Origin of the sequence: Pseudoduganella ginsengisoli, assembly GCF_009720865.1 — a bacterium.
GTDB classification, from domain to species: domain Bacteria; phylum Pseudomonadota; class Gammaproteobacteria; order Burkholderiales; family Burkholderiaceae_D; genus Rugamonas; species Rugamonas ginsengisoli.
In genome coordinates this window covers 55,166-75,694 of sequence record NZ_WNLA01000017.1, presented here as the reverse complement: position 1 = coordinate 75,694, position 20,529 = coordinate 55,166, and the positions used below count along the sequence as shown (strand labels likewise).

15 protein-coding genes are annotated in these 20,529 nt (G+C 62.1%); 12 read left to right on the top strand and 3 right to left on the bottom strand.

Going from position 1 to position 20,529, the window contains the following annotated elements:
* The first annotated feature begins 96 nt into the window (after positions 1 to 96).
* The 7 genes from GM668_RS21740 (at position 97) to GM668_RS21710 (ending at position 9,004) form a co-directional block, all read left to right on the top strand.
* Positions 97 to 2,424: a penicillin-binding protein 1A gene (locus GM668_RS21740; RefSeq protein WP_371868753.1), complete on the top strand. Its 2,328-nt coding sequence runs from the start codon at positions 97 to 99 to the stop codon at positions 2,422 to 2,424.
* Positions 2,425 to 2,578: 154 nt separating this feature from the next.
* Complete coding sequence (locus GM668_RS21735) at positions 2,579 to 3,493, top strand: lipase family alpha/beta hydrolase (protein ID WP_155441053.1); 915 nt, start codon at positions 2,579 to 2,581, stop codon at positions 3,491 to 3,493.
* 12 nt (positions 3,494 to 3,505) lie between these two features.
* Positions 3,506 to 4,435 (top strand): lipase secretion chaperone, encoded by a 930-nt coding sequence (locus GM668_RS21730; RefSeq protein WP_155441052.1) that lies wholly within the window; start codon positions 3,506 to 3,508, stop codon positions 4,433 to 4,435.
* A 162-nt stretch (positions 4,436 to 4,597) separates the two neighbouring features.
* A complete protein-coding gene (locus GM668_RS21725) occupies positions 4,598 to 5,296 on the top strand; it encodes a hypothetical protein (protein WP_155441051.1) in 699 nt (232 codons plus the stop codon).
* Positions 5,293 to 7,350, top strand: a complete 2,058-nt coding sequence (locus GM668_RS31290) for an MFS transporter (protein WP_155441050.1) — start codon at positions 5,293 to 5,295, stop codon at positions 7,348 to 7,350. The genes GM668_RS21725 and GM668_RS31290 overlap by 4 nt, the downstream gene beginning before the upstream one ends.
* A complete protein-coding gene (locus tag GM668_RS21715; protein WP_155441049.1) occupies positions 7,347 to 8,339 on the top strand; it encodes an ABC transporter substrate-binding protein in 993 nt (330 codons plus the stop codon). The genes GM668_RS31290 and GM668_RS21715 overlap by 4 nt, the downstream gene beginning before the upstream one ends.
* The gene (locus GM668_RS21710; RefSeq protein WP_155441048.1) at positions 8,336 to 9,004 is read left to right on the top strand and encodes a hypothetical protein; all 669 of its coding nucleotides are present in this window, start codon (positions 8,336 to 8,338) and stop codon (positions 9,002 to 9,004) included. The genes GM668_RS21715 and GM668_RS21710 overlap by 4 nt, the downstream gene beginning before the upstream one ends.
* Before the next feature lie 18 nt (positions 9,005 to 9,022).
* Here GM668_RS21710 and GM668_RS21705 read toward each other — a convergent pair whose 3' ends face one another.
* Together GM668_RS21705 and GM668_RS21700 are read right to left on the bottom strand one after the other, a co-directional pair.
* Positions 9,023 to 12,436: a DUF4214 domain-containing protein gene (locus GM668_RS21705; RefSeq protein ID WP_155441047.1), complete on the bottom strand. Its 3,414-nt coding sequence runs from the start codon at positions 12,434 to 12,436 to the stop codon at positions 9,023 to 9,025.
* 69 nt (positions 12,437 to 12,505) lie between these two features.
* Entirely contained in the window at positions 12,506 to 15,001 is a 2,496-nt protein-coding gene (locus tag GM668_RS21700; protein ID WP_170305755.1) for a protein kinase domain-containing protein, read from the bottom strand.
* An 81-nt stretch (positions 15,002 to 15,082) separates the two neighbouring features.
* Here GM668_RS21700 and GM668_RS21695 point away from each other — a divergent pair, with 81 nt between their 5' ends.
* Positions 15,083 to 15,880, top strand: a complete 798-nt coding sequence (locus GM668_RS21695) for a PP2C family protein-serine/threonine phosphatase (RefSeq protein WP_170305754.1) — start codon at positions 15,083 to 15,085, stop codon at positions 15,878 to 15,880.
* A gap of 51 nt (positions 15,881 to 15,931) precedes the next feature.
* On the opposite strand, the gene GM668_RS21690 is transcribed toward GM668_RS21695, so the two are convergent.
* A complete protein-coding gene (locus GM668_RS21690; RefSeq protein ID WP_155441044.1) occupies positions 15,932 to 16,321 on the bottom strand; it encodes a DUF4280 domain-containing protein in 390 nt (129 codons plus the stop codon).
* 57 nt (positions 16,322 to 16,378) lie between these two features.
* On the opposite strand from GM668_RS21690, the gene GM668_RS21685 reads away from it, so the two are divergent.
* From GM668_RS21685 to GM668_RS21670, 4 genes are all read left to right on the top strand, one after another.
* Entirely contained in the window at positions 16,379 to 17,179 is an 801-nt protein-coding gene (locus tag GM668_RS21685; RefSeq protein WP_170305753.1) for a serine/threonine-protein kinase, read from the top strand.
* Positions 17,176 to 17,880: a GAF domain-containing protein gene (locus tag GM668_RS21680; RefSeq protein WP_170305752.1), complete on the top strand. Its 705-nt coding sequence runs from the start codon at positions 17,176 to 17,178 to the stop codon at positions 17,878 to 17,880. Before GM668_RS21685 ends, GM668_RS21680 begins: the two co-directional genes overlap by 4 nt.
* A 133-nt stretch (positions 17,881 to 18,013) precedes the next feature.
* Complete coding sequence (locus GM668_RS31620) at positions 18,014 to 19,648, top strand: methyl-accepting chemotaxis protein (protein WP_155441041.1); 1,635 nt, start codon at positions 18,014 to 18,016, stop codon at positions 19,646 to 19,648.
* A gap of 106 nt (positions 19,649 to 19,754) precedes the next feature.
* Entirely contained in the window at positions 19,755 to 20,471 is a 717-nt protein-coding gene (locus GM668_RS21670; protein WP_155441040.1) for a carbonic anhydrase, read from the top strand.
* Positions 20,472 to 20,529: the final 58 nt, after the last annotated feature.

Below are 20,529 nucleotides of genomic sequence, written 5' to 3'. Positions count from 1 at the left end.
GAATAGCATGGCGATTCCGCTCCAGGGGGAACCGGTTTGTAACGCAGTTTTTCCATCGGGCGCGTAGTCTATAATGGCCGCTCTTTGCAACCACAGGTGTTTGTCTTGAATTCCACTTTCCTGAAACGTGCCCTGGCTATTGGCGGTATTGCGGCCGGCGCCGGCGCCGCACTGGTGGCCGGCTATATGCTGTTCGTGATTGCCCCGGATTTGCCAGCCATTGATGCCGTCACTGATTACCGGCCGAAGATTCCATTGCGCATTTATACGGCGGACAATGCGCTGATCGGCGAATTCGGCGAAGAACACCGTAATTTCGTGCCGGTCAAGGAAATCCCGGACTTGATGAAGAAAGCCGTGCTGGCCATCGAAGACAAGCGCTTTTATGACCATGGCGGCATTGACTGGATCCGCATGCTGGGCGCCGTCAAAGCCAACTTGCGCGGCAGTTTCCGCCAGGGCGGCTCCACCATCACGATGCAGGTGGCCCGCAACTTCTTCCTCAGCCGTGACAAGCAGCTGGGCCGCAAGCTGTCGGAAATCGTGCTGTCCTATAAGATCGAGTCGGCGCTGACGAAGGACCAGATTCTTGAGCTGTACATGAACCAGATTTACCTGGGCCAGCGTTCCTACGGCTTCGCCAGCGCATCGCAAGCGTATTTCAGCAAGCCTTTGACCGACTTGTCGATTGCGGAAATGGCCATGCTGGCCGGCTTGCCGCAAAACCCTGCGCGCAACAACCCCGCCGTGAATCCTAAAGCTGCCCGCAAGCGCCAGCATTTGATTTTGAAGGCCATGCGCGAGCAGGACTTGATCAATGAAAAACAGTACCAGGCCGCGCTGAAAGAAGTGCTGCACGTGTCGACCAAAGGCCAGGAATTCGAAACCCACGCGGAATACGTGGCGGAACTGGCGCGCCAGCAAGTGTATGCGGAGTTCAAGGAAGAGTCGTACACGCGCGGCATCAGCGTGTATACAACCATCTTGAAGGCTGACCAGGATGCCGCATATGAATCCGTGCGCCGCAATGTGCTGGCCTATGACCAGCGCCATGGCTACCGCGGCCCGGAAGCATACATTGACTTGCCGGCGGACGAAGATGAGCGCGAAGACGCCATAGACCAGGCATTGCAAAAGCGCCGCTCCAGCGACCGCTTGATTCCCGCCGTCGTGACCAGCGTCAGCGCGAAAACCGTGCAGGCTGAAACCATCGATGGCGAAGACATTGACATCTCGGGCGACGGTTTGAAACTGGCTGCCCCGGCGCTGGCTGCCGCGGCCAAGCCGGAATTCAAGATCCGTCCGGGCGCCGTCATCCGCGTCATCAAGTCCGGCAGCGGCGGCAGCGCGCGCTGGGCCATCACGCAAGTGCCGCAAGTGGCGGCAGCGTTCGTATCGATCGACGCCAACACGGGCGGCTTCCACGCGCTGGTGGGCGGCTTCGACTTCAACCTGCAAAAGTTCAACCACGTGACGCAGGCGTGGCGCCAGCCTGGCTCGTCGATCAAGCCGTTCATCTATTCCGCAGCGCTGGAAAAAGGCTATTACCCGGCCACGTTGATCAACGACGCCCCGCTGTCGCTGGACGGCGGCGACAGCGCGTGGAATCCGCAAAACGATGACAATGTCTATGACGGCCCGATCACCATGCGCACGTCGCTGGCCAAGTCGAAAAACGTCACGACCGTGCGCCTGCTGCGCGCCATCTCGGTGCCGTACGCCCATAACTACCTGCAAAAGTTTGGCTTTGACTTGCCTAAGCACCCGCAAAACCTGACCATGGCGCTGGGTACCGGTTCCGTCACGCCGCAGCAGCTGGCGGGCGCTTATGCCGTCTTTGCCAATGGCGGCTACCAGGTGCAGCCTTACCTGATTGCGAAAATCGTCGATGGCGATGGCAAGGTGATTTCTGAAACCAAGCCCCCTGTCGTAACACAGGAAAGCAACCGCGTACTGGATCCGCGCAATGTGTTCCTGGCCGACCAGATGATGCGTGAAGTGGTGCGCAGCGGCACCGGTGCGCAAGCCTATAAGACCTTGGGCCGCCTTGATATCGCAGGCAAAACCGGCACCACCAGCGATGCAATGGATGGCTGGTTTGCCGGGTATGGCGGCGGCGTGGTCGGCGTGGCATGGATGGGCTACGACGATCCGAAATCGCTGGGCGGCCGAGAATTCGGCGCGACCCTGGCGCTGCCGATCTGGCTGGACTATATGAAAGTCGCGCTGCAAAAACGTCCGCCGCAAGAATTGCCGGCGCCGCAAGGTCTGGCGCAGCGCGACGGCGAGTGGCTGTACAGTGAGTATCTTGAGGACAACACTGTGCGCGCCATTGATCTCGACTTGCAAGCCTTGCCAAGCGGAGAGGCAGCAACGGCCGGTGCTGCGCCGCCGCAGGGCGAAGTCAACCAGCCGCATCAGTAAAAAAGCAGTTTAGTTAACAATACAACGGTTGGCTTGCCCTGCGAGCCAACCGCATGTCACTGGAAGCCAGCACGATCGTGCACTTTTTGTGCGGTGCTACATTCGTTTCAGCCCGACGCCAGTTGGGCCGACAACATCAACGAATGGAGACCACATGAAAAAACGCTTTTGGAAGACGCTCGCGCTGTTCCTGATCACCATCACAGCCCTGCCCGCCCCATCCTGGGCCGCCGGCTATACGCAAACCAAATACCCGATTGTGCTGGTGCACGGCCTGTTCGGCTTTGACAGCCTGGGTCCTGTCGATTACTTCTACGGCATTGCTTCGGGCTTGCGCAGCGGCGGCGCCACCGTGTACACGACGTCGGTTTCCGCCGCCAATTCCACGGAAGTCCGCGGCGAACAATTGCTGCTGCAAGTGAAGCAAATCCTGGCCGCCACCGGCGCCGCCAAAGTTAACCTGGTCGGCCACAGCCATGGCGGCCCGACCGCCCGCTATGTCGCCTCCGTACGTCCCGACCTGGTGGCGTCCGTAACCAGTGTGGGCGGCGTCAACAAAGGCTCGAAAGTCGCCGACATCCTGATCGGGGCGGTTCCCAATGTGTCGTATGACATTGCCAATGCACTGGCCGGGTTGATCAGCCTGATTTCCGGCAGCCCGACCTTGCCGCAAAGCTCGATGGGCGCGGCAAAATCGCTGTCCACGGCCGGCTCGCTGGCATTCAACGCCAAACACCCGCAAGGCATCCCCACCAGCGCATGCGGTGAAGGCGCTTACCAGGTCAATGGCGTACAGTATTTCTCGTGGAGCGGCGCACGCTCGTACACCAACGTATTGGACGCGCTCGACCCGTTCCTGGCCGTGACGTCGCTGGCCTTTGGCGGCGAGAAAAACGACGGCCTCGTTGCCAGCTGCTCCAGCCACCTGGGCCGCGTGATCCGCGACGACTATGCGCTGAACCATGCCGATGAAATCAACCAGCTGGTCGGCATCGGCAACCTGTTCGAGACGGATCCCGTGACGATCTATCGCCAGCAGGCCAACCGCCTGCAGGGCCTGGGCCTGTAAGGAGGGCAGCGCATGAACGCGAAATCCAACCGCGCCGCCGCCGTTGCCGCCATTATCACCATGGCCATGCTGGGAGGCTGGCTGTATGCACGCGGCGACGCCGCGCAGCCAGCGCCGGCCACGGCATCCGGCGAACACTATTTCGCGTTCGTGCGCTCGATGGAAGGAACCAAGCCCGATGGCGACGTCCGGCTCGACGCCAGCGATGCGCTGGTCGTCGATGCGGAGCTGGGCCATTTGTTCGACTATTACCTGGCTGCGCAGGGCGAAACCAGCCTGGTCTCCGTGCGGGCGGAAGCGGAGCGCGAACTGTCGCGCCGTTTGAAGCCCGCCGCGGCAGCTGAAGCGAAGCGCCTGCTGGCTGCCTACATTGAATACAAGCGCGCATTGGGCACGCTGGAAAAAAACCTGCGCCCCGTCGGCAACCTGGCGAAAGATGCGCGCGCCCGCCATGACGGCATGCTCGCATTGCGCCGCCAGTATTTCACCGTCAAGGAAATACAAGGCTTGTTTGGCGAAGCCGATGCCGAGGCGGAGGACACGATCGCCCGCCTGGAACTGGACATGGACCGCAGCCTGCCCGCCCCCGAACGCGCACGCAGGCTGGCCGAACTCGACGCGCGCCTGCCTGCCAGCGTGCGCGCACAGCGCGACGCGCCCATGCGCATCGTGCGCCTGGAACAGGAGGTGGCGCAGCGCCGCGCGCAAGGCGCGGACGACAATGAAATTTACCGCCTGCGGGCGGCAGCCCTCGATACGGGCGCGGCGGCCCGCCTGGCCGACGTGGACCGCGAAGAAGCGGCATGGCAGCGCCGCATGCAAACTTACCTGGCCGAGCGCAAGCAATTGCTGGCACATGCGGGCGACGCCAGTGCGCAACAGGCGCTGCGCAATGCGCATTTTTCACAGGAGGAACAGCGCCGGCTGGGGGCTTACGAATAAGTATTTACCAATCAGTGTTATCAATAAGTATTACTAAAAATCAATAAATTATGGCGCCATTGCCACAAATGCCTAGCACAATAATAGATAAGCAATATTGAGCAAACTCAACAGTGCTACAATTTTTGCAATCTCAGCAGTTGCGGTGTTTGCAAAATGGCGATGTCACGGCTCAGCGTTACGATTACTGCACCGGTCATATTGATATCGGTGCTGGCGATCGCCCTGACGGTGTTTCTCAACATCGGCAAGCTGGACCGCACACTGACGGAACTGGAAGATTCGCGGCTGCGCTTTACCGTCAACGGACTGCGCGAAAACCTGGAAACCGGGCTGGACCTGGGTTTGCCCATCAATGGCCTGGGCAATGCCCAGGCCGCGATTGAATTCGAAGCGGCCCAGGACGCGGGCATTGTCGCCATCATTGTGCGCGACACGGCCGGTGTTCCCGTCTATTCCACCGGGCGCAAGCCGGACAACGGCGACATCCGCATCGCGTCGCCGCTGTCGAGCGACCTCGGCGTTGTGGCTGGCTCCGTCGAACTGCATTATTCCCGCGCCGGCCATGATGCATTCATGTCCGGCATTGCCACGCAATTGACCCAGGCCGGCGTGGTGGCCACGCTGCTGACCGGCATGCTGGCGGCGCTGGGCATCCGGCTGTGGGTGCGCCGCATCCGGCGTACGCTGGGCACCATCGAACATGCGTTTGATCCAAGTACGCCAGCCGTGTCCAGGCCCGACCGGCAAGCGGAAGAACTGGCGGCGGAAGTCAACCGCGCCGCCGGCCAGGCCGGACAGGATTTGCAGCAAGCGCACGCCGCCCTGTCAGGGTCCGATGCGGCCGGAGCACGGCTGTGAGTTCGCACCGGCCACCTGCGGAACGCCTGTACGCACGCCCTGTAAGGCAACTGTTTGTCTTTGTGCTGGCGTTGCTGGTGCTGGTGCAGACCGCGCTGTCGCTGTATGCGTGGTCGCTGTCGGAACAGCGGCTGTTGCCGGAACTGGGACGCAAGGCGCATACGACGGGCGTGGAATTGTCCACGCAGATCGTGCGGGCGCTCGGCTATGGCATTCCGCTGCAGCGGCTCGAAGGCGTACCGGAATATTTTGCCGAAGTATTGAAGGAAAACCGCGACCTCGCCTACCTGCGCGTGACGGACCGCGCAGGCGCTGTCCTGTATGGCAGCACCACGGCCGACACCACGGCGCCGGAACGCTTCCTCGATACGGCGCTGCCGCTGCAATTGCAGGGCAAGACTGTCGGGCATTTGCATGTGGGCGTGGACCACCGCTACCTGGCGGCCCGTATCCGCGAACTGCGCTACGACATCGGCATCGTGCTGATCACCAGCCTGCTGATCGCCTTTGAAATCCTGTGGTTCATCGTCACGCTGAATTTCACGGCGCCCATGCGCCACATCGTCACCATGATGGCGCACATTGCGGCGGGCGACTTCCGCCAGCGCCCGCCTCCGCCGCCCGGCGCCCCCATCGCCGGGCATTTGCACGGCCTGGCGGAAAACGCCAACCGCAGCTACGACGCCGTGCTGCGCGACGCGGAAGCACAGCGCCGGCTGGCGCCGTTGGCAGCGGCGCAGGCCGAGCCCGTGCTGCGGCGCCTGAAGTCCCTGTACACGTTCGGTTCCACCAGCGAAGGCGACCTGGTAGCGCATCGTGTCGTACTGGTGCGCGTGCTGAGTTTCCTGTTCATGTTTGCGGAAATGCTGTCGCGCTCTTTCCTGCCCGTATATGCCGCTTCACTGCCCGCGCCGGGCCTGGACAGCGGCATGCGCGCCAGCCTGCCGATCACGGCGTTCCTGCTGGGCGTGGCGCTGACCATGCCGTTTGCCGGCGCATGGTCGGACCGGCTGGGACGGCGCAGCAGCTATATCGCGGGCGCGCTGACCGTGATGGCAGGGCTGGCCGTTACGGGCCTGGTGCCGGATTACCTGGCGCTGGTGGTTGCCCGCGCCGTGACAGGCGCCGGCTATGCCGTCATGTTCATGGCGTGCCAGGGCTACGTCTTCGACCATACGGATAGCAGCAACCGGGGCAAAGGCATGGCGCTGTTCGTAGGCGCCATCATGGTGGCGGAAATCTGCTCTCCTGCCGTGGGCGGCATCCTGGCGGACCGCGTCGGCTACCGCATGGTGTTCCTGCTGGGCGCGATGGTGGCGCTGGGCGCGGCAGCGCTGGCGGCGGTGGTGTTGCGCGCCACGCAGAACCCGGAACGCGCAGCGGCGCCTGCCGGTAACAGCGCGGCGCCGCTGCCCGGCGCCAGCTTTGCGCTCGTCAGCCGGCTTGCCCGCAACCGGCGCTTTGTCGCGCTGTCGTTCTTGTCCGGCATGCCGGCCAAATTCCTGTATTCCGGCTTCCTGATCTTCCTGGTCCCCGTGCTGCTGTCCACGCTGGGCCATTCGAAATCGGAAATCGGCCGCTACACGATGCTGTATGGCCTGTCATCCCTGGCGCTGGCGCCTGTCTTTGCCCACCTGGCGGACCGCTACAACGCTTACGCGCGGTTGGTGGCGGCCGGCGGCGTGCTGACGGGACTGGGCTTGCTGCCCGTGTATTTCGGCGCCAGCGGCGACTTCGTCATGCTGGGCATTGCGGCGCTGGGCGTGGGCCAGTCGATGAGTATTTCAGCCCAGCTGGTGCTGGTGGCGCGCGTCACGCGCGAAGAAGCACGCGATGCGGGCACCGGCCCGATTGTCGGCCTGTTCCGCCTGCTGGAACGGCTGGGCGCCGCGGCGGGGCCGCTGGTCACCGGCATGCTCGTGGCGCGCTACGGCGCGCCGCAAGCCATGCTGGCGCTGGGCGCGTTTGCGCTGCTGTCATCGCTGGCGTTTGTACTGGTTTTCATGGCCGCCACCCGCGTGGACGCAGCCAATGCGGAAGGAGCGGCGGCATGAACTTCAAGCGGCGCACGTTGCTGGCAGCGGCTGCGGCGGCGCCGTTCGTGCAGGCGGCGCCATCGCCGGACAAGCCCTACCGGATTTACATGATCCTGTACCGGGGCGAAACCGACGTCGAGCGCGGTTTCCGCAATTACTTCGCCACCCGTAACATTCCCGTTGAATTGATTACGCGCGACGTCGCACAAAACATCGCCCGCGTGCCGGACCTGGTCGCCGAAGCGCGCGCGCTGAAAGTCGATTTGATTTATACGTGGGGCACACCCGTGACGCTGGCCGTAGTGGGCCGCCACGACGATGCCGTCAAGCCGGTCAAGGATATTCCCGTGGTCTTCACCATGGTATCGTCGCCGGTCGGCGCGGGTTTCGTCAAATCATTGGCGTCGTCCGGCCGCAACCTGACTGGCGCTTCGCACGTGGTGCCAATTGAACAGCAGTTGACGGCCATCCGCACGTACCGCCGTTTCGACCGCATCGCCGCCATCTACAACCCGGCCGAAGCCAATTCGCTGCCGAACATGAAGGCCCTGCGCAAGGCGGCAGCGCAGGAAAATCTGCAGTTGGTGGAACGCCCGGTGCCGCTCGACGCGGGCGGCCAGCCGCTGGCGGCGTCATTGCCGCAACTGGTCAAGCAGCTGGCCGCGGATGGCGTCCAATTGCTGTACATCGGCCCGGACAGCTTCCTGGCAGCCAACCGCAAAGCCCTGACGGAAGCAGCGCTGGCGTACCGCCTGCCGACGTATTCGGCGGCGGAAGTGATGCTGCGCGACGGCAAAGCCTTGTTCGGGCTCGTATCCGGCTATGAAGCCGTGGGCCGCCTGACCGCGTACAAGGCGGCGCAAATCCTCGTTGAACGGCGGGCGCCATCGTCCATCCCGATTGAAACGCTGGCCCGCTTTTCCTACATCGTGAATATGTCCGTGGCGGCCGAACTGGAACTGTATCCGCCATTAAAAGTCATTAACTTTGCGGAGCTACTCAAATGAATTGCTGCGAAGATGACGTGGTGTTCACGTGGCGCACCATACGTGAAGATGAGGCGCGGGAAGTGCACGCGTTGCATGCCCACGTAGCGTCGCTGACGCCGGCCGGCATGGTGCGCCCCGATCCGCTTGCCCATTTCCAGCGCCACGTGGCGGAGTGCGGGCGCATTCTCGGCTGTTTTGCCGATGATGAACTGGTGGCCTATGGCGTGCTGGGATTGCATTCGCCGACGGTCGATCACATGGGCACATTGCTGGACCTCGATGCCCAGCAGCGGGCCCGCCTGTGTGTGCTGGACGGCGCCGCCTGTCTGCCGGAATGGCGCGGCCGCCGCCTGCACTGCGCGGGAATCGAAGAGCGCATGGCGCTGGGCCGTGAACTGGGGCGCACGCTGGTCGCGGCGACCGTGGCGCCGGAAAACATGCGCAGCCTGCGGGGCTTGCTGAAGGAAGGCTTTACGGTGCGGCGCTATGCCATCGTGTATGGCGGCCTGGCGCGGCTGGTGGTGCAGCGGGATTTGCTGCTGCCGCCGCCCCAGTCCAGCATGACGCAGATGCACGTGGCGGCATGCGACCACGCGGGCCACCAGCGCGCAATGGCCGATGGGCTGCAGGGCACGCGCTGCTGGCAAGATCCGTCGCAGCAGTGGTTTGTCGATTATGCGTGAGCCAACAGCCGGCAGCTTTCAACCATACGGGATGTAGCTAAAGCCATTGGCAATCAGCTTCGCCACGGCGTCGTGGTTTTCCTGGCTTTCGCTGAAATACGCCAGCGCTTGCTCGCGCGGCAGGCCATCATGCAGCACGCCGGTCCAGTAAGCGGCGCCGCTTGCATCTGGCGCGCGGTGCAGTACGTTGCTGTACAACAGATCAACAAATGATGCATCGGTTGGATTGGCCCCGTACAGCTTCTGGAATTCCGCACCTGCCATGAAATAACGGGCGGCATCGTTCAGCGCCATGCCCTTGTCCAGCTGAGCCATCCAGTAGCCGACACCTGTTTCATCCGGCGTACGGTTGAACGCGGCCTGGTACAGGCGGTAAGCTTTGCCTGCGGTTCCCTCGATGTCCAGCGCGACGCCGAAGCCACTACCTGCAAACATCAGCCGCTCAACGTTGTCCAGCGCAGCATTAATGACTGGAGACATATAGCGGGAGGCAATGGCGAACTTCCCGCCGCCCGCCCCGGTGATCGTGAAATCGGTCGTCCTGCCTGGAAGGAAAGCGATATCGGTTCCGGCGCCGCCATCCAATGCCCCAGCCTTGCCCGCGCCATTCAAATAATCGTTGCCATCCGTGCCTGTGTCCAGCAATGGGCGAGTGGTAAAACTGAATGACATCGGGCCACTATAGGGATTGCCCGCCATGTCAGTAATGGTGCCGGGCTTCAGTGCCAGCGCATAAGTCATACCGGGATCGAGCCGGTACGTGGGATCAAGCACCAGTTTATTCCCGGCGGCGAACTGCTTGTCGGAGTAGACTGTCGTTACACCGTTGACGCTGACAACTCCTTGCGGTCCTTTCAGCTCGATGGAGCGGCCATCGATTTTTACCCGCTCATCAAACGTCAATGTGATGGTGTCAAACAATTCCAGCCTGGCGTCGCCGCCATGCGATACCGCTGTCAGCTCGGGACCTTTTCTGTCATTGGTAATGTCCGTCACTTGCACGGTATAGCTGCCGTCCGCGGCGGCGCCGCCATCAACTTTGACAAAATAATCGCCGTTGCGGTCTGCCTTGAACAGCATCGCTGGCTCGGAATAGCCTCTATAAGAACTCGGCCCGTCGACGCTGGAACCGTAGCCATAAGCGTCGACAATACCAAGCCCAAGCGCCTGGGCTTCAAGCGAGCCATTACCGCTCAGGCGCCCCTGCAATTCAACCGCATAGGTATGACCGTTCTGCAGCGCCACCTTATACCAGTCGGCGTCATATTTTGATTCCAGCATGCCCTGGACCGGCGCCCCTGTCTGCAGCACGGCCTTGGTAGCGTTGCTGGCCGGGATAGTGTCGCCTCCGACCGGCTTAAGGCGCAGCGTATAGTCGCCGGTGGTGCCCCGGTCGCCCGTCACCGTGACATAGTATTCGCCGGCGGACTTGGGCTCGAACAATGTCGTTTCGCGATAGTTGGGACCGCTCTTGCGCAGCAGGCCGGTGGCTCCCTGGTCATCGGTGACTGTCACCGGCAGGTTCATCGCAATGCCCTTGCTGTCGAGCAGCTCCACGACGTATGCCTTGCCCTCGGCAGCCGTGAAACGGAACATATCCGCATCCTGGGCCAGTTCCAGCCGTCCTTTGGCCGGTACATCGGCAACCAGCGTCCCCGCAGTGGCGCGGGTGGTCCCGTAATCGTCCTGCTCACCAATCCGCGCAGATACTCCGTAGTGCGCCGGCATGTTGTCCCAGCTCGACCAGGGAGTAGCGCGGACATAATACGTACCCGAATTTTGTGGCACGAAGTTCATCGTCGGAACCTGATCGGAATTCAAGCCGGTCGGCTGCTCGGCCAGCGTGTTGCCTTGGCTGTCGACCAGCTTCAGGGAGGGACCGCTGCGTTTGAAGAACTCGGTGCTGTCGAACGATACACTGGTGAACCAGTACGTCACGCCGGCCGTCAGATCAACAGCAAGCCAGTCGACATCGGCCATGCTTTCCAGCGTGCCCCTGGCACTGCCACCGACCTGCAGGATGCCTGCGGTATGGCTGTTGCCGGTATAGTCATCAGGCATAGCCACTACTTTGAAGGTGTAGGGAAGATCCGTTCCGGACACGTAGCCAAAATACGTCCCGTCCGCCGTTGGCGTAACGTTGAACTTTCCACTGGCCTCTGAATAGCGGCCGGAGGCGACTTCCTTTCCAGTGGCGTCTTTCAGCAGCAGCAGCGGCTGCCGCGCTGCCGGGGTCCCGGCAGCGGGCATACCCGCCGCTTCGACCGCATACGTCACCCCCGCCTGCAATTCCACCTTGAACACGTCAACATCACTGCCCTGCAAGGCCCCGCTGACCGGCTGGCCCAGCGCCGCTGCCGCCGCATGGGCCGCATCGTCGCCATATTCGTCCAGTATCCCGGCCTCCGCCTGCACCGTATAAGCGCCGCTCTCTGCAGGCGGCTTCTCTGCGTATGACGCCAGCGAGATGACCACATCCCCTGTACTGTCTGCCTTAAAACTGAAACCGCCAGTTGCCTTATTGACTTCGAGATACCGGTCGCCGCTCCCATCTGATACGCGATAGTCCAGATGATGTTTATCGGCATCGATTCCCGACACCTTGACCGTGTAGACTTTTCCGGCCTCAACCGGCATATGGAATGCATCGGTATCGTAGGAATAATCGATTTTGCCGGACTGCGCCGCGCCGCCTGGCAGCAACTTGCCGGTGGTCGCCGGGGTGCCGCTGTAATCATCGGCCAAAGCCGACATCAGCAGCGTGTAGCTGCCCTTGTCATTGCCCTGCAGAGAAACATAGTAGTCGCCCGCCATGTCGGGTTCGAACGGATAACTGTATTTCAGCGGTTTGCCGTTCAGGTCATAGAAGTCCACTGCCGATGCGGACATGGCGTCTGCGGCTGTGCCCCGGGGCGTACGGAATTGCAAATGCTGCCCGGGCTCAGCGTGAAACCGATACCAGTCGCGGTCACCCGCATAGTCGAACAGGCCGGAGACCGCAACATTCAATGCCAGCTGTGGCGCACCATTGCCCTGCGATGGCACGGCGTCGGGCGCGGGTGTGCTCATCGACAGGCCATAGTTGCCGTTGCGTTCGGACGACAGCACGTCCACATAATATGTGCCGCTGGACACCGGCGTGTATTGCACATACACCTGTCCATACATCGCATACGTCGTCGACGAGGCCAGTTCCAGCCCTTGCCCGTCACGCAGTGCCAGACTAGAGAAATTGAAGTCCGGGTAATATCCCGCCGCCATGCCATTGACGTTCAGCTGGAACTGGTAGGTGGTGCCCGCTGCCAGTTCGACTTTGAACCAGTCGTGATCCGTGCCGGCGGAAGCTGAGCCGATCAACGTAGCACCGATAGTGAGTACACCGGTGGTGGATGAATCTGGGGCGTAGTCGTCGCTCTGGACTGGAATAGGCATGGCAATGATACCGATACGAAAAAAGGCCGCATCTTATCATTTTCCAAATGACAACATTCTCACCAATAATCACGCCGACGAACCCGCGTCGTCATGCGGCTGGTGCCCCAGCTTGCCCCGCTGGCGCTCCCGTTCGCGCTGGCGCAGCACATCGATCATCACGTTGAACGTGCGCGCCAACTGGCCGATTTCATCGGTACTGGTGACCTGGATATTGGCGCGGTCATAGTCGCCTTCTTTCAGCGCATTGGCCGCATCCGTCAGTTTCACGACGGGCCGCGTGATGCTGCGGGCGAACAGCACGGCCAGGATCAGAAACACCAGCCCCACCACAACTACGCTGTACAGCACGTGGCTGAACAGGCGCTTCAATGGTTCTTCGAAACGGGTGCGCGATTCCGTCACGCCCACCACCCAGTTGTGTCCCTGCACGGGGGCGTAGCCGGCGTGTTCATCGACGCCGGACAAGGTCGAATGGAAGCTGATGTTGCCGGCTTTTTTTGCGCCTATCAGTACCTGCGCCAGTTCCGGCATATCCACGCTTTCAATCCGGTGGCGCCGGAAACGCTGGTCCGCGACGATTTTTTGCAGCGTCGCTTTCGGCAGCGGCGCCAGGCTGCGGTATAGCTGGTTCGGGTCGGGATGGTGCACGATGATGCCGTCGCCATCGATCATGAATGGCACGCGGGTACTGCCCGCGCTGACTTCCGTCAGGATGGCGGAAATGGTCGCCCCCTTGATGCGCAAGACCACGACACCGACCACCTTGCCCAAGTCGTCAAACACGGGATTCGCGTAATACACGCCCGGCTTGCCCGCCGTGGCGCCGATGATCACGCCGGTCATGAATGGCTGCCCCTTCATGGCTTCCTGGAAGTACTGGCGGAACTTGAAATTCACGCCCGCCACGCCCGGCTCGCTGGACACCAGCGCCGTGCCTTCCTTATCCATCAAGAACATCAGGTGCGCATCGGGATTATTCCTGATCAGGTTGGCCAGCTTGTCGCTGACAACCGCCTTCTTGGCTTCCGTCGGCGCGCGCAGGTAGTCAATGAAATCGCGGTCCGTGGCCAGGTAATTGGCCAGGTAGCGGCTGTCGGAAATCAGTTGCGAAATCCGCCCTGCCGTCGCTTGCGCCAGGCTTTCCAGGTTGCGCAATTCGCTTTGCTGCACGGCAGCCACACTGCCGTTCACGTTGTAATACGCGGTGATGATCATCGGCAGCAGCGCCGCCAGCACCATGGCCATCGTCATCTTGACCACCAGCGGCCACGACGCCGGGCGCAACAGCGACTTGGCCAGCCGGCGCACGCCCAGCCGCACCTTGCGCGTATCCGGCTCGCCCACGCGCAGCGCTTCCTGCAAGCCCAGCGTACCCGCGTGCGATGCGAACAGCCGCTGCGCAAAGGCGCGGATGCTTTGCGGCCGGTCTTCCGGCTGCACCGACAGCGCCCAATCCACCGCGCCAAGAAACTCTTCGCTGTAGCGGCCTTTGCCTGCCTGCAGCGCCGGTATGAATTCCGCCGTCCCGTCATCGCGTTCCGGCGCCGGCGCCGGCTTCATTCCCGTGATCATCCAGTACAGCGTGGCGCCCAGCGCATAGATATCGGTCCACGGCCCCTGAACGCCGCCCTGGTATTGTTCCAGCGGCGCGTAGCCAGGCGTAATCACGTCGGCCAGCGCCTGCACGCCGCCCACGGTCTGGCGCGCCGCGCCGAAGTCCAGCAGCACCCAGCTGCCGTCTTCCTTGCGCACGTAGACATTGTCCGGCTTGATGTCCCGGTGCAGGAAGCCTGCTTCGTGCATCAGCGACAGGCCATCCATCAGCGGATGCAGCAGCGACAGCAATTGCTGCTCCGGCATTTGCTTATGGCCTTCCCACCACTGCTTCAGCGGCTCGCCCTGCTCATACTCCAATACCATGTATGCGGTATGGTGCGCTTCAAAAAAGCGCGCCACGCGCACGATATTCGAATGGCGGAACGTCGCCAGCGTGCGGGCTTCGACCAGGAAGCATTCCAGGCCATTCATGTAAAAGTCGTGATCTTCCGGCCAGCGCGGCGCCACGGATTTGTCACTGGCCCGGGTGGCGAATTCCGCCGGGAGGTATTCCTTGATCGCCACCTTGACGTTTAAATTGATATCGGTGGCGACATACGTGATGCCAAAGCCGCCTTGCCCCAGCACCGCATCGATGCGGTATTCGAACAGCTGGAAACCCGGCGTCAGCGCCAACGGACTGGGCTCGCCAGGATGGAACGAACGGTTTGCGATGGTCGGCAGGCGCGGGACCGACATCCGCCCCGACATGGAATCGGCCTGTGCACGCCGCTGCCTGGACACCGTGCTGCCGGCGTCCAGCGGTTCAGTGGGAATGTCGCTGCCGCCGTCGCGCGCCACACCGGCGCGCCGTTCAGCGGCCACCACGGCTTCCAGCGCCGCCACGCGGAGCGCCAGACTGGCGGCACGCTCCCCGGCCGGGGCTTTACGCCCCACCGTATCGCTTGCTGCCGGCGCCTGCGGTACATCCGCCGCGCCATCGATGCCGTGTTGTTTCTCTTCCATGCACCAGTTCTCCCATTGCGTCACCGCGCATGCTAGCATGCGGTCCTGAGCTTTGTAATATTTTCAATGGCAGGAGACACCTTGAGCACCTGGAAGCAATTATCCCCGTCAGCATTGCATCATCTTGACATGGGCGTCGCCTTCGGCCTGACAGATGTAGGTACCATCCGAGAAGCCAACCAGGATAATTTCTTCATTGCCCCGGAACTGGCCCTCGTCGTTGTCGCCGACGGCATGGGCGGCCACGATGCGGGCGAAATCGCCAGCGCCGACGCCATCACGCTGGTGCACGGCTTTATCCGCACTGCCCAGTCCCAGGCTGCTCCTGCTGCCACCGACGCCGCCTTGCATGCAATGACGACCCTGCACGACGCGGTGGAATTTGCCAATGAGCGCATGTACCGCACCAACCGCGCCAACCATCAGCCGGAAGGCGCCGGCATGGGCACGACACTGACCGGCATGTGGCAGCCGGCGCCCCACGGTCCCCTGTTTATTTTCCACGTTGGCGACAGCCGCCTGTACTGCTTCCGCCATGGCCGCCTGACCCAGCTGACGCGCGACCAGACGCTGTATCAGCAAGCGCTGGAAGCCGGCATGAAGGAACCACTGCCCGCCCGTAACCTGCTGCTGCAAGCCATGGGCCCTGCACGCGACGTGAAACCGGACTTGCAGACCCAGGTGGTAGCGCCGGGCGACGTCTATCTGCTGTGCAGCGACGGCCTGTACGGCAATTCCACCCCGGAAGCCATTGCCGGCATCCTGGCGCGCGCCACCAGTGACAACTTGCCGCAATGCTGCGCGGATCTGGTGGCCATGGCCAAGCGCGACGGCAGCCGGGACAATATCACGGCCGTGCTGGTGCGCTGTAACGGCTAGCGTATACCCGCTTATCTGATTATCCGCTTATCTGATTATCCGCTTATCCGCTTATGGAATCATGGTGGTGACGGAACCTGCCATGGAAAAACCGATCACGCCGCCCCAGTTGCACATGCACTTGGCGACATTATCCAGCGCCGGCATATTGGCGATCAGTACCGTGGGTGCACCCGGCACCCACGGCGCAGCAATCACAGGCAGGCATGGCATCGGCGTCAAGACACCCAGCGCAGCGGCAGTGGCGGCTGCGACCATCGGATTGGCGGGTGAATTGCACATGCCGAAAGGCGGAATATTCAGCATCGGCACGTTGTCCATGATATTCGCGGCAGGCATATTTTCCGCCATCACCAGGTTCTTCGGCAGCACCACCATGGTGGACGGCGCAACGCCGAAGGTGCACGTCATCATGGCGCCCATCACGACCTGGTTAGACATAGCATTCCCCCAAAGGCTGAACGGCATGCGCGCCGGATGCCTTATTATAAAGGTTATATGGATACATTGACGCAGCTGGGCCGCTACCATTTGTTGCGCGTGCTGGGGCGCGGGACATCGGGCCTGGTCTATGAGGGCCTGGATCCGGCGCTCGGCCGCCAGGTTGCCATCAAGGTCATCCCGCTGGCGCAGCCTGAAGACGGCGCGCGCTTCATGGCGGAGGCGCAGGCCGTGGCGCGGCTGAACCACCCGCACATCGTGACGGTCTACGACTTCGGCGAACAACAGGGCGCGGCTTACCTCGTGATGGAATTGATTACCGGTGAAGACCTGGCCAGCTATTTCGACGACAGCCAGCAGTTTTCATTGGAATTCACGCTGGAAGATTCCGTGCGCATCGTTTGCGAACTGCTCGATGCGCTCGATTACGCGCACCAGCAGGGACTCGTCCACCACGACGTCAAGCCCGCCAACGTGCTGCTGACGGACCAGCTGCGCGTCAAGCTGACCGACTTCGGCATGGCGTACACGCCCGGCTATATGTCGCCGGAACAAATCATGGGCCAGGAACCCGGCGCGCAGGCCGACCTGTTCGCCGCCGGCATCATCCTGTATCAATTCCTGACCGGAACCCACCCGTTCAAAGGCGCCAGCCTGCTCGCGCTGCAGCAGCACATTGCCTATGGCGCCGCTGCCGCGCCCAGTACGCTGTGCCCCGCCATCGGCACAGCGTTCGATCCCGTCGTGCAGCGCGCACTGGCCAGGCAGCCCGCTGCACGCTACCCAACCGCATGCGCCTTCCGCGACGCGCTGCAGCACGCGCTGTCCATTACACCCAGCAAAGGGCCCGTGCAATGACGTCCGCCGAAGACACGCTCGCGTTCTTCCGCCGCTTGCAACAGTTGATCAACAAAATACACGCCACGCATGATATCGATGGCATCACGCCGGACTTGTCCGCTGAACTGTGCGGCCTGCTGGGCTGCGACCGGCTGACTGTCTACCAGCTGTCTGCCGACAAGGCCAGCCTGGTATCGAAAATCAAGACAGGGCTGGCCGCCTTCAAGCCATTGAAGCTGCCCGTTTCCAAACACAGCATCGCCGGCTATGCCGTCATGGCGGGCCGCACGCTGAACTTGCATGACGTCTACGACGAAAGCGAATTGCATCGCATCGACCCGGAACTGAACCACCAGCATGGCGTCGACCGCCGCACCGGCTACCGCGCGCAGCAAATGCTGGCCGTGCCGATCGCCGATGAACAGGGAACCCTGCTGGGGGTGCTTCAGCTCATCAACAGCCGCCACGGCGGCCCGTTCGATGCGCTGGTCGAAGAAGGCGCGCAATACATCGCCGATGCGCTGGCCATTGCCATGGCCGCGCCTGCGCGCCCGGCACCGGATGCCCAGGCCGACCCGCAGCAGATCGCCCGCGCCATCGCGCTGCTGCAGCACACGGCAAGCCAATGCGGCATCACGGGACTGCAGGTTGTCACGGAAACAGGCAGCCGCGGCGAAACCCGCTTTACGATGACAGGCACGCTACCTTCCCCACACTAGCAGGAATACAACATGATTTAATAATTCAACAATCAAATCTGCGGACATCCGCTGTAAACAGTGGCCCCTGCGGCAATTGTGTCCTAAAGTCGATCTGCCGATTGCAATCATTAAGTCATATACAGGGGGTGTAATGCAAATCAATCATTGGAAGATCGGCACACGGCTGGCAGCCGGCAATGCCATCTTGCTGGCCCTGATCGTCGCCGTCGCGATGGTCGGACTCAATGGCATGGCGCGCGGCAGCGCCGCGTTGTCGCACATCACGCACGTCAATGTCGCCAAACTGGCGCTGCTGGAAGACATGGCGTCATCCGTGCACATCGTCAGCCGGGTGATCCGCACAATGGCGCTGATTGACGATCCCGCCGAGGCGCAGCGCGAATACGTGAAAATCACGGCCGCGCGCGAAAAATACGATGCCGCGATGAGCAAACTTGAAACCATGCCGCTCGATGACGCGGGCAAGGCCACTGTCGCCAGGCTCAAAGAGCATCAGGCGGCCGCGCGGCCCCTGAACAACAAATTCCTCGAATTGATCCGTACCGACCGCGAAGCCGCCATCAAATTGCTGCGCACGGACGGCGCCGCCGCCAACAACCGCTGGCAAGATGAATTGCACGGCTTCTCGGAACTGCAGCGCCGCAAAAACGCGCAGGACGAAGCCGGCGCCTCACAAGCGTATACCGGTGCCCGCATGTGGATGTTCCTCGCCATGGGCCTGGCGCTGACAGCCGGCGCCGGCTTGGCGTGGGTGCAGAGCCGCTCCATCGTGCAGCCGCTGCAATCGGCGGTAAACGTGGCGCGCACGGTGGCGTCAGGCGACTTGTCCGCCCACATTGCCACGCAGGCGCGCGACGAAACGGGCGACCTGCTGCGCGCACTGGCTGACATGAATGGCAAGTTGCGCGACATGGTCACGCAAGTGCGCAGCGGCGCAGAGTCCGTCGCCACGGCCTCGGCGCAGATCGCGGGCGGCAACCACGATTTATCGGCGCGCACGGAACAGCAGGCCGGCACGCTGGAAGAAACCGCCGCATCCATGGAGGAAATCAGCAGCACTGTGGCGCAAAGCCTGGACCACGCGCTGTCGGCCCAGCAACTGGCGCAACAGGCGGCAGGCGAAGCGCAGCAAGGCGGCGCAGTGGTCGCGCAAGTGATTGCCACGATGAGTGAAATCGACGCATCGTCACGCAAGATTTCCGATATCACCAGCGTGATCGATGGCATCGCTTTCCAGACCAATATTCTCGCCCTGAATGCCGCCGTGGAAGCGGCGCGCGCCGGCGAGCAGGGCCGCGGCTTTGCCGTGGTGGCCGGTGAAGTGCGCAGCCTGGCGCAGCGCTGCGCCACGGCTGCCAGGGAAATCAAGACGCTGATCACGGATTCCAATACGCGGGTGGAAGAAGGCACGCGCCAGGTGCACCTGGCCGGCACGGCCATCGGCCAGGTGGTGGAACGCGTGCAGCAGGTGAGCCAGGTCGTCGATGACATCAGCCGCGCCAGCCGCGAACAAAATTCAGGCATCGTCCAGATCAATGAAGCGCTGACGCAAATGGATACCGTCACCCAGCAAAATGCCGCTCTGGTGGAGGAAGCGGCATCCGCTGCGGAAGCCTTGCAAGACCAGGCCACCGCGCTGGAGAAGCTGGTGCGGGCCTTTAATACCGGCCGCGGCGACGCCACTGTCCATCCATTGCCCCGCCGCCGCGACGCTACTGCCAGCGCCGAAGCCGGCTCCATAGCAGCATTGCATTATAGGCAATAGTGACAATTCGTGCATATTCGCGCACATTGCCTCCCTAAAATGGCATCATTCCCCGCACAGGGGCAACTCAAGGGAGGTAAGCGTGAAAAAACAACTGGTACTCGCAATGACCGGATTTTTGATGGCAGGCGCCGGCACGGCCATGGCTGGCGATGGCGCCGCATGGACGTATGCCGGGGACACGGGCCCGGAACAGTGGGCCAAACTGACACCGGACAACTTTGCCTGTGCCGGCAAGAACCAGTCCCCGGTCGACATCAAAGGCGCAGTCCATGCAGGATTAAAGCCGCTGAAAATGTCGTACCAGGCCGCCGGCAATGAAGTGGTGAACAATGGCCACACGCTGCAAGTGAATTTCGCACCAGGCAGCACGCTGCAACTCGATGGCGCCCAGTTCGAGCTGAAGCAATACCACTTCCACGCGCCCAGCGAAAACCACGTCAATGGCCAATCCTATCCGCTGGAAGTGCACCTGGTGCACGCCGATAAAGACGGCAACCTGGCCGTGGTTGGCGTGATGTTCAAAGAAGGTGCGGAAAACAAGGCGCTCAAAGCCCTGTGGCCGCAATTGCCGAAAGAAGCCAACACGAAAAATGCCCTGGCCGCGCCATTGTCGGCCGCCAGCCTGCTGCCGGCCAAACATGCGTATTTCCGCTTCTCCGGCTCGCTGACGACGCCGCCATGCTCGGAAGGCGTGCGCTGGCTGGTGATGAAAGACCCGGTCACGGTATCAAAAGAACAAGTTGCCGCATTTGAAAGCATCTTGCACCATGCGAACAACCGTCCGGTACAGGCATTGAATGGCCGTGTGATCGTCGACTAACGTGTTTGCGTTGCCTGCTCCGGCCTTTGCCGTGGCAGGCCCCTCCTGCCTCCGCCAT

Coding starts and splice junctions, on each gene's coding strand:
- GM668_RS21715 (WP_155441049.1), top strand. CDS start 7,347: ATGAACTTCAAGCGGCGCACGTTGCTGGCAGCGGCTGCGGCGGCGCCG.
- GM668_RS21700 (WP_170305755.1), bottom strand. CDS start 15,001: ATGGAAGAGAAACAACACGGCATCGATGGCGCGGCGGATGTACCGCAG.
- GM668_RS21690 (WP_155441044.1), bottom strand. CDS start 16,321: ATGTCTAACCAGGTCGTGATGGGCGCCATGATGACGTGCACCTTCGGC.
- GM668_RS21725 (WP_155441051.1), top strand. CDS start 4,598: ATGTCACGGCTCAGCGTTACGATTACTGCACCGGTCATATTGATATCG.
- GM668_RS21680 (WP_170305752.1), top strand. CDS start 17,176: ATGACGTCCGCCGAAGACACGCTCGCGTTCTTCCGCCGCTTGCAACAG.
- GM668_RS21710 (WP_155441048.1), top strand. CDS start 8,336: ATGAATTGCTGCGAAGATGACGTGGTGTTCACGTGGCGCACCATACGT.
- GM668_RS21685 (WP_170305753.1), top strand. CDS start 16,379: ATGGATACATTGACGCAGCTGGGCCGCTACCATTTGTTGCGCGTGCTG.
- GM668_RS21705 (WP_155441047.1), bottom strand. CDS start 12,436: ATGCCTATTCCAGTCCAGAGCGACGACTACGCCCCAGATTCATCCACC.
- GM668_RS31620 (WP_155441041.1), top strand. CDS start 18,014: ATGCAAATCAATCATTGGAAGATCGGCACACGGCTGGCAGCCGGCAAT.
- GM668_RS21730 (WP_155441052.1), top strand. CDS start 3,506: ATGAACGCGAAATCCAACCGCGCCGCCGCCGTTGCCGCCATTATCACC.
- GM668_RS21735 (WP_155441053.1), top strand. CDS start 2,579: ATGAAAAAACGCTTTTGGAAGACGCTCGCGCTGTTCCTGATCACCATC.
- GM668_RS21670 (WP_155441040.1), top strand. CDS start 19,755: ATGACCGGATTTTTGATGGCAGGCGCCGGCACGGCCATGGCTGGCGAT.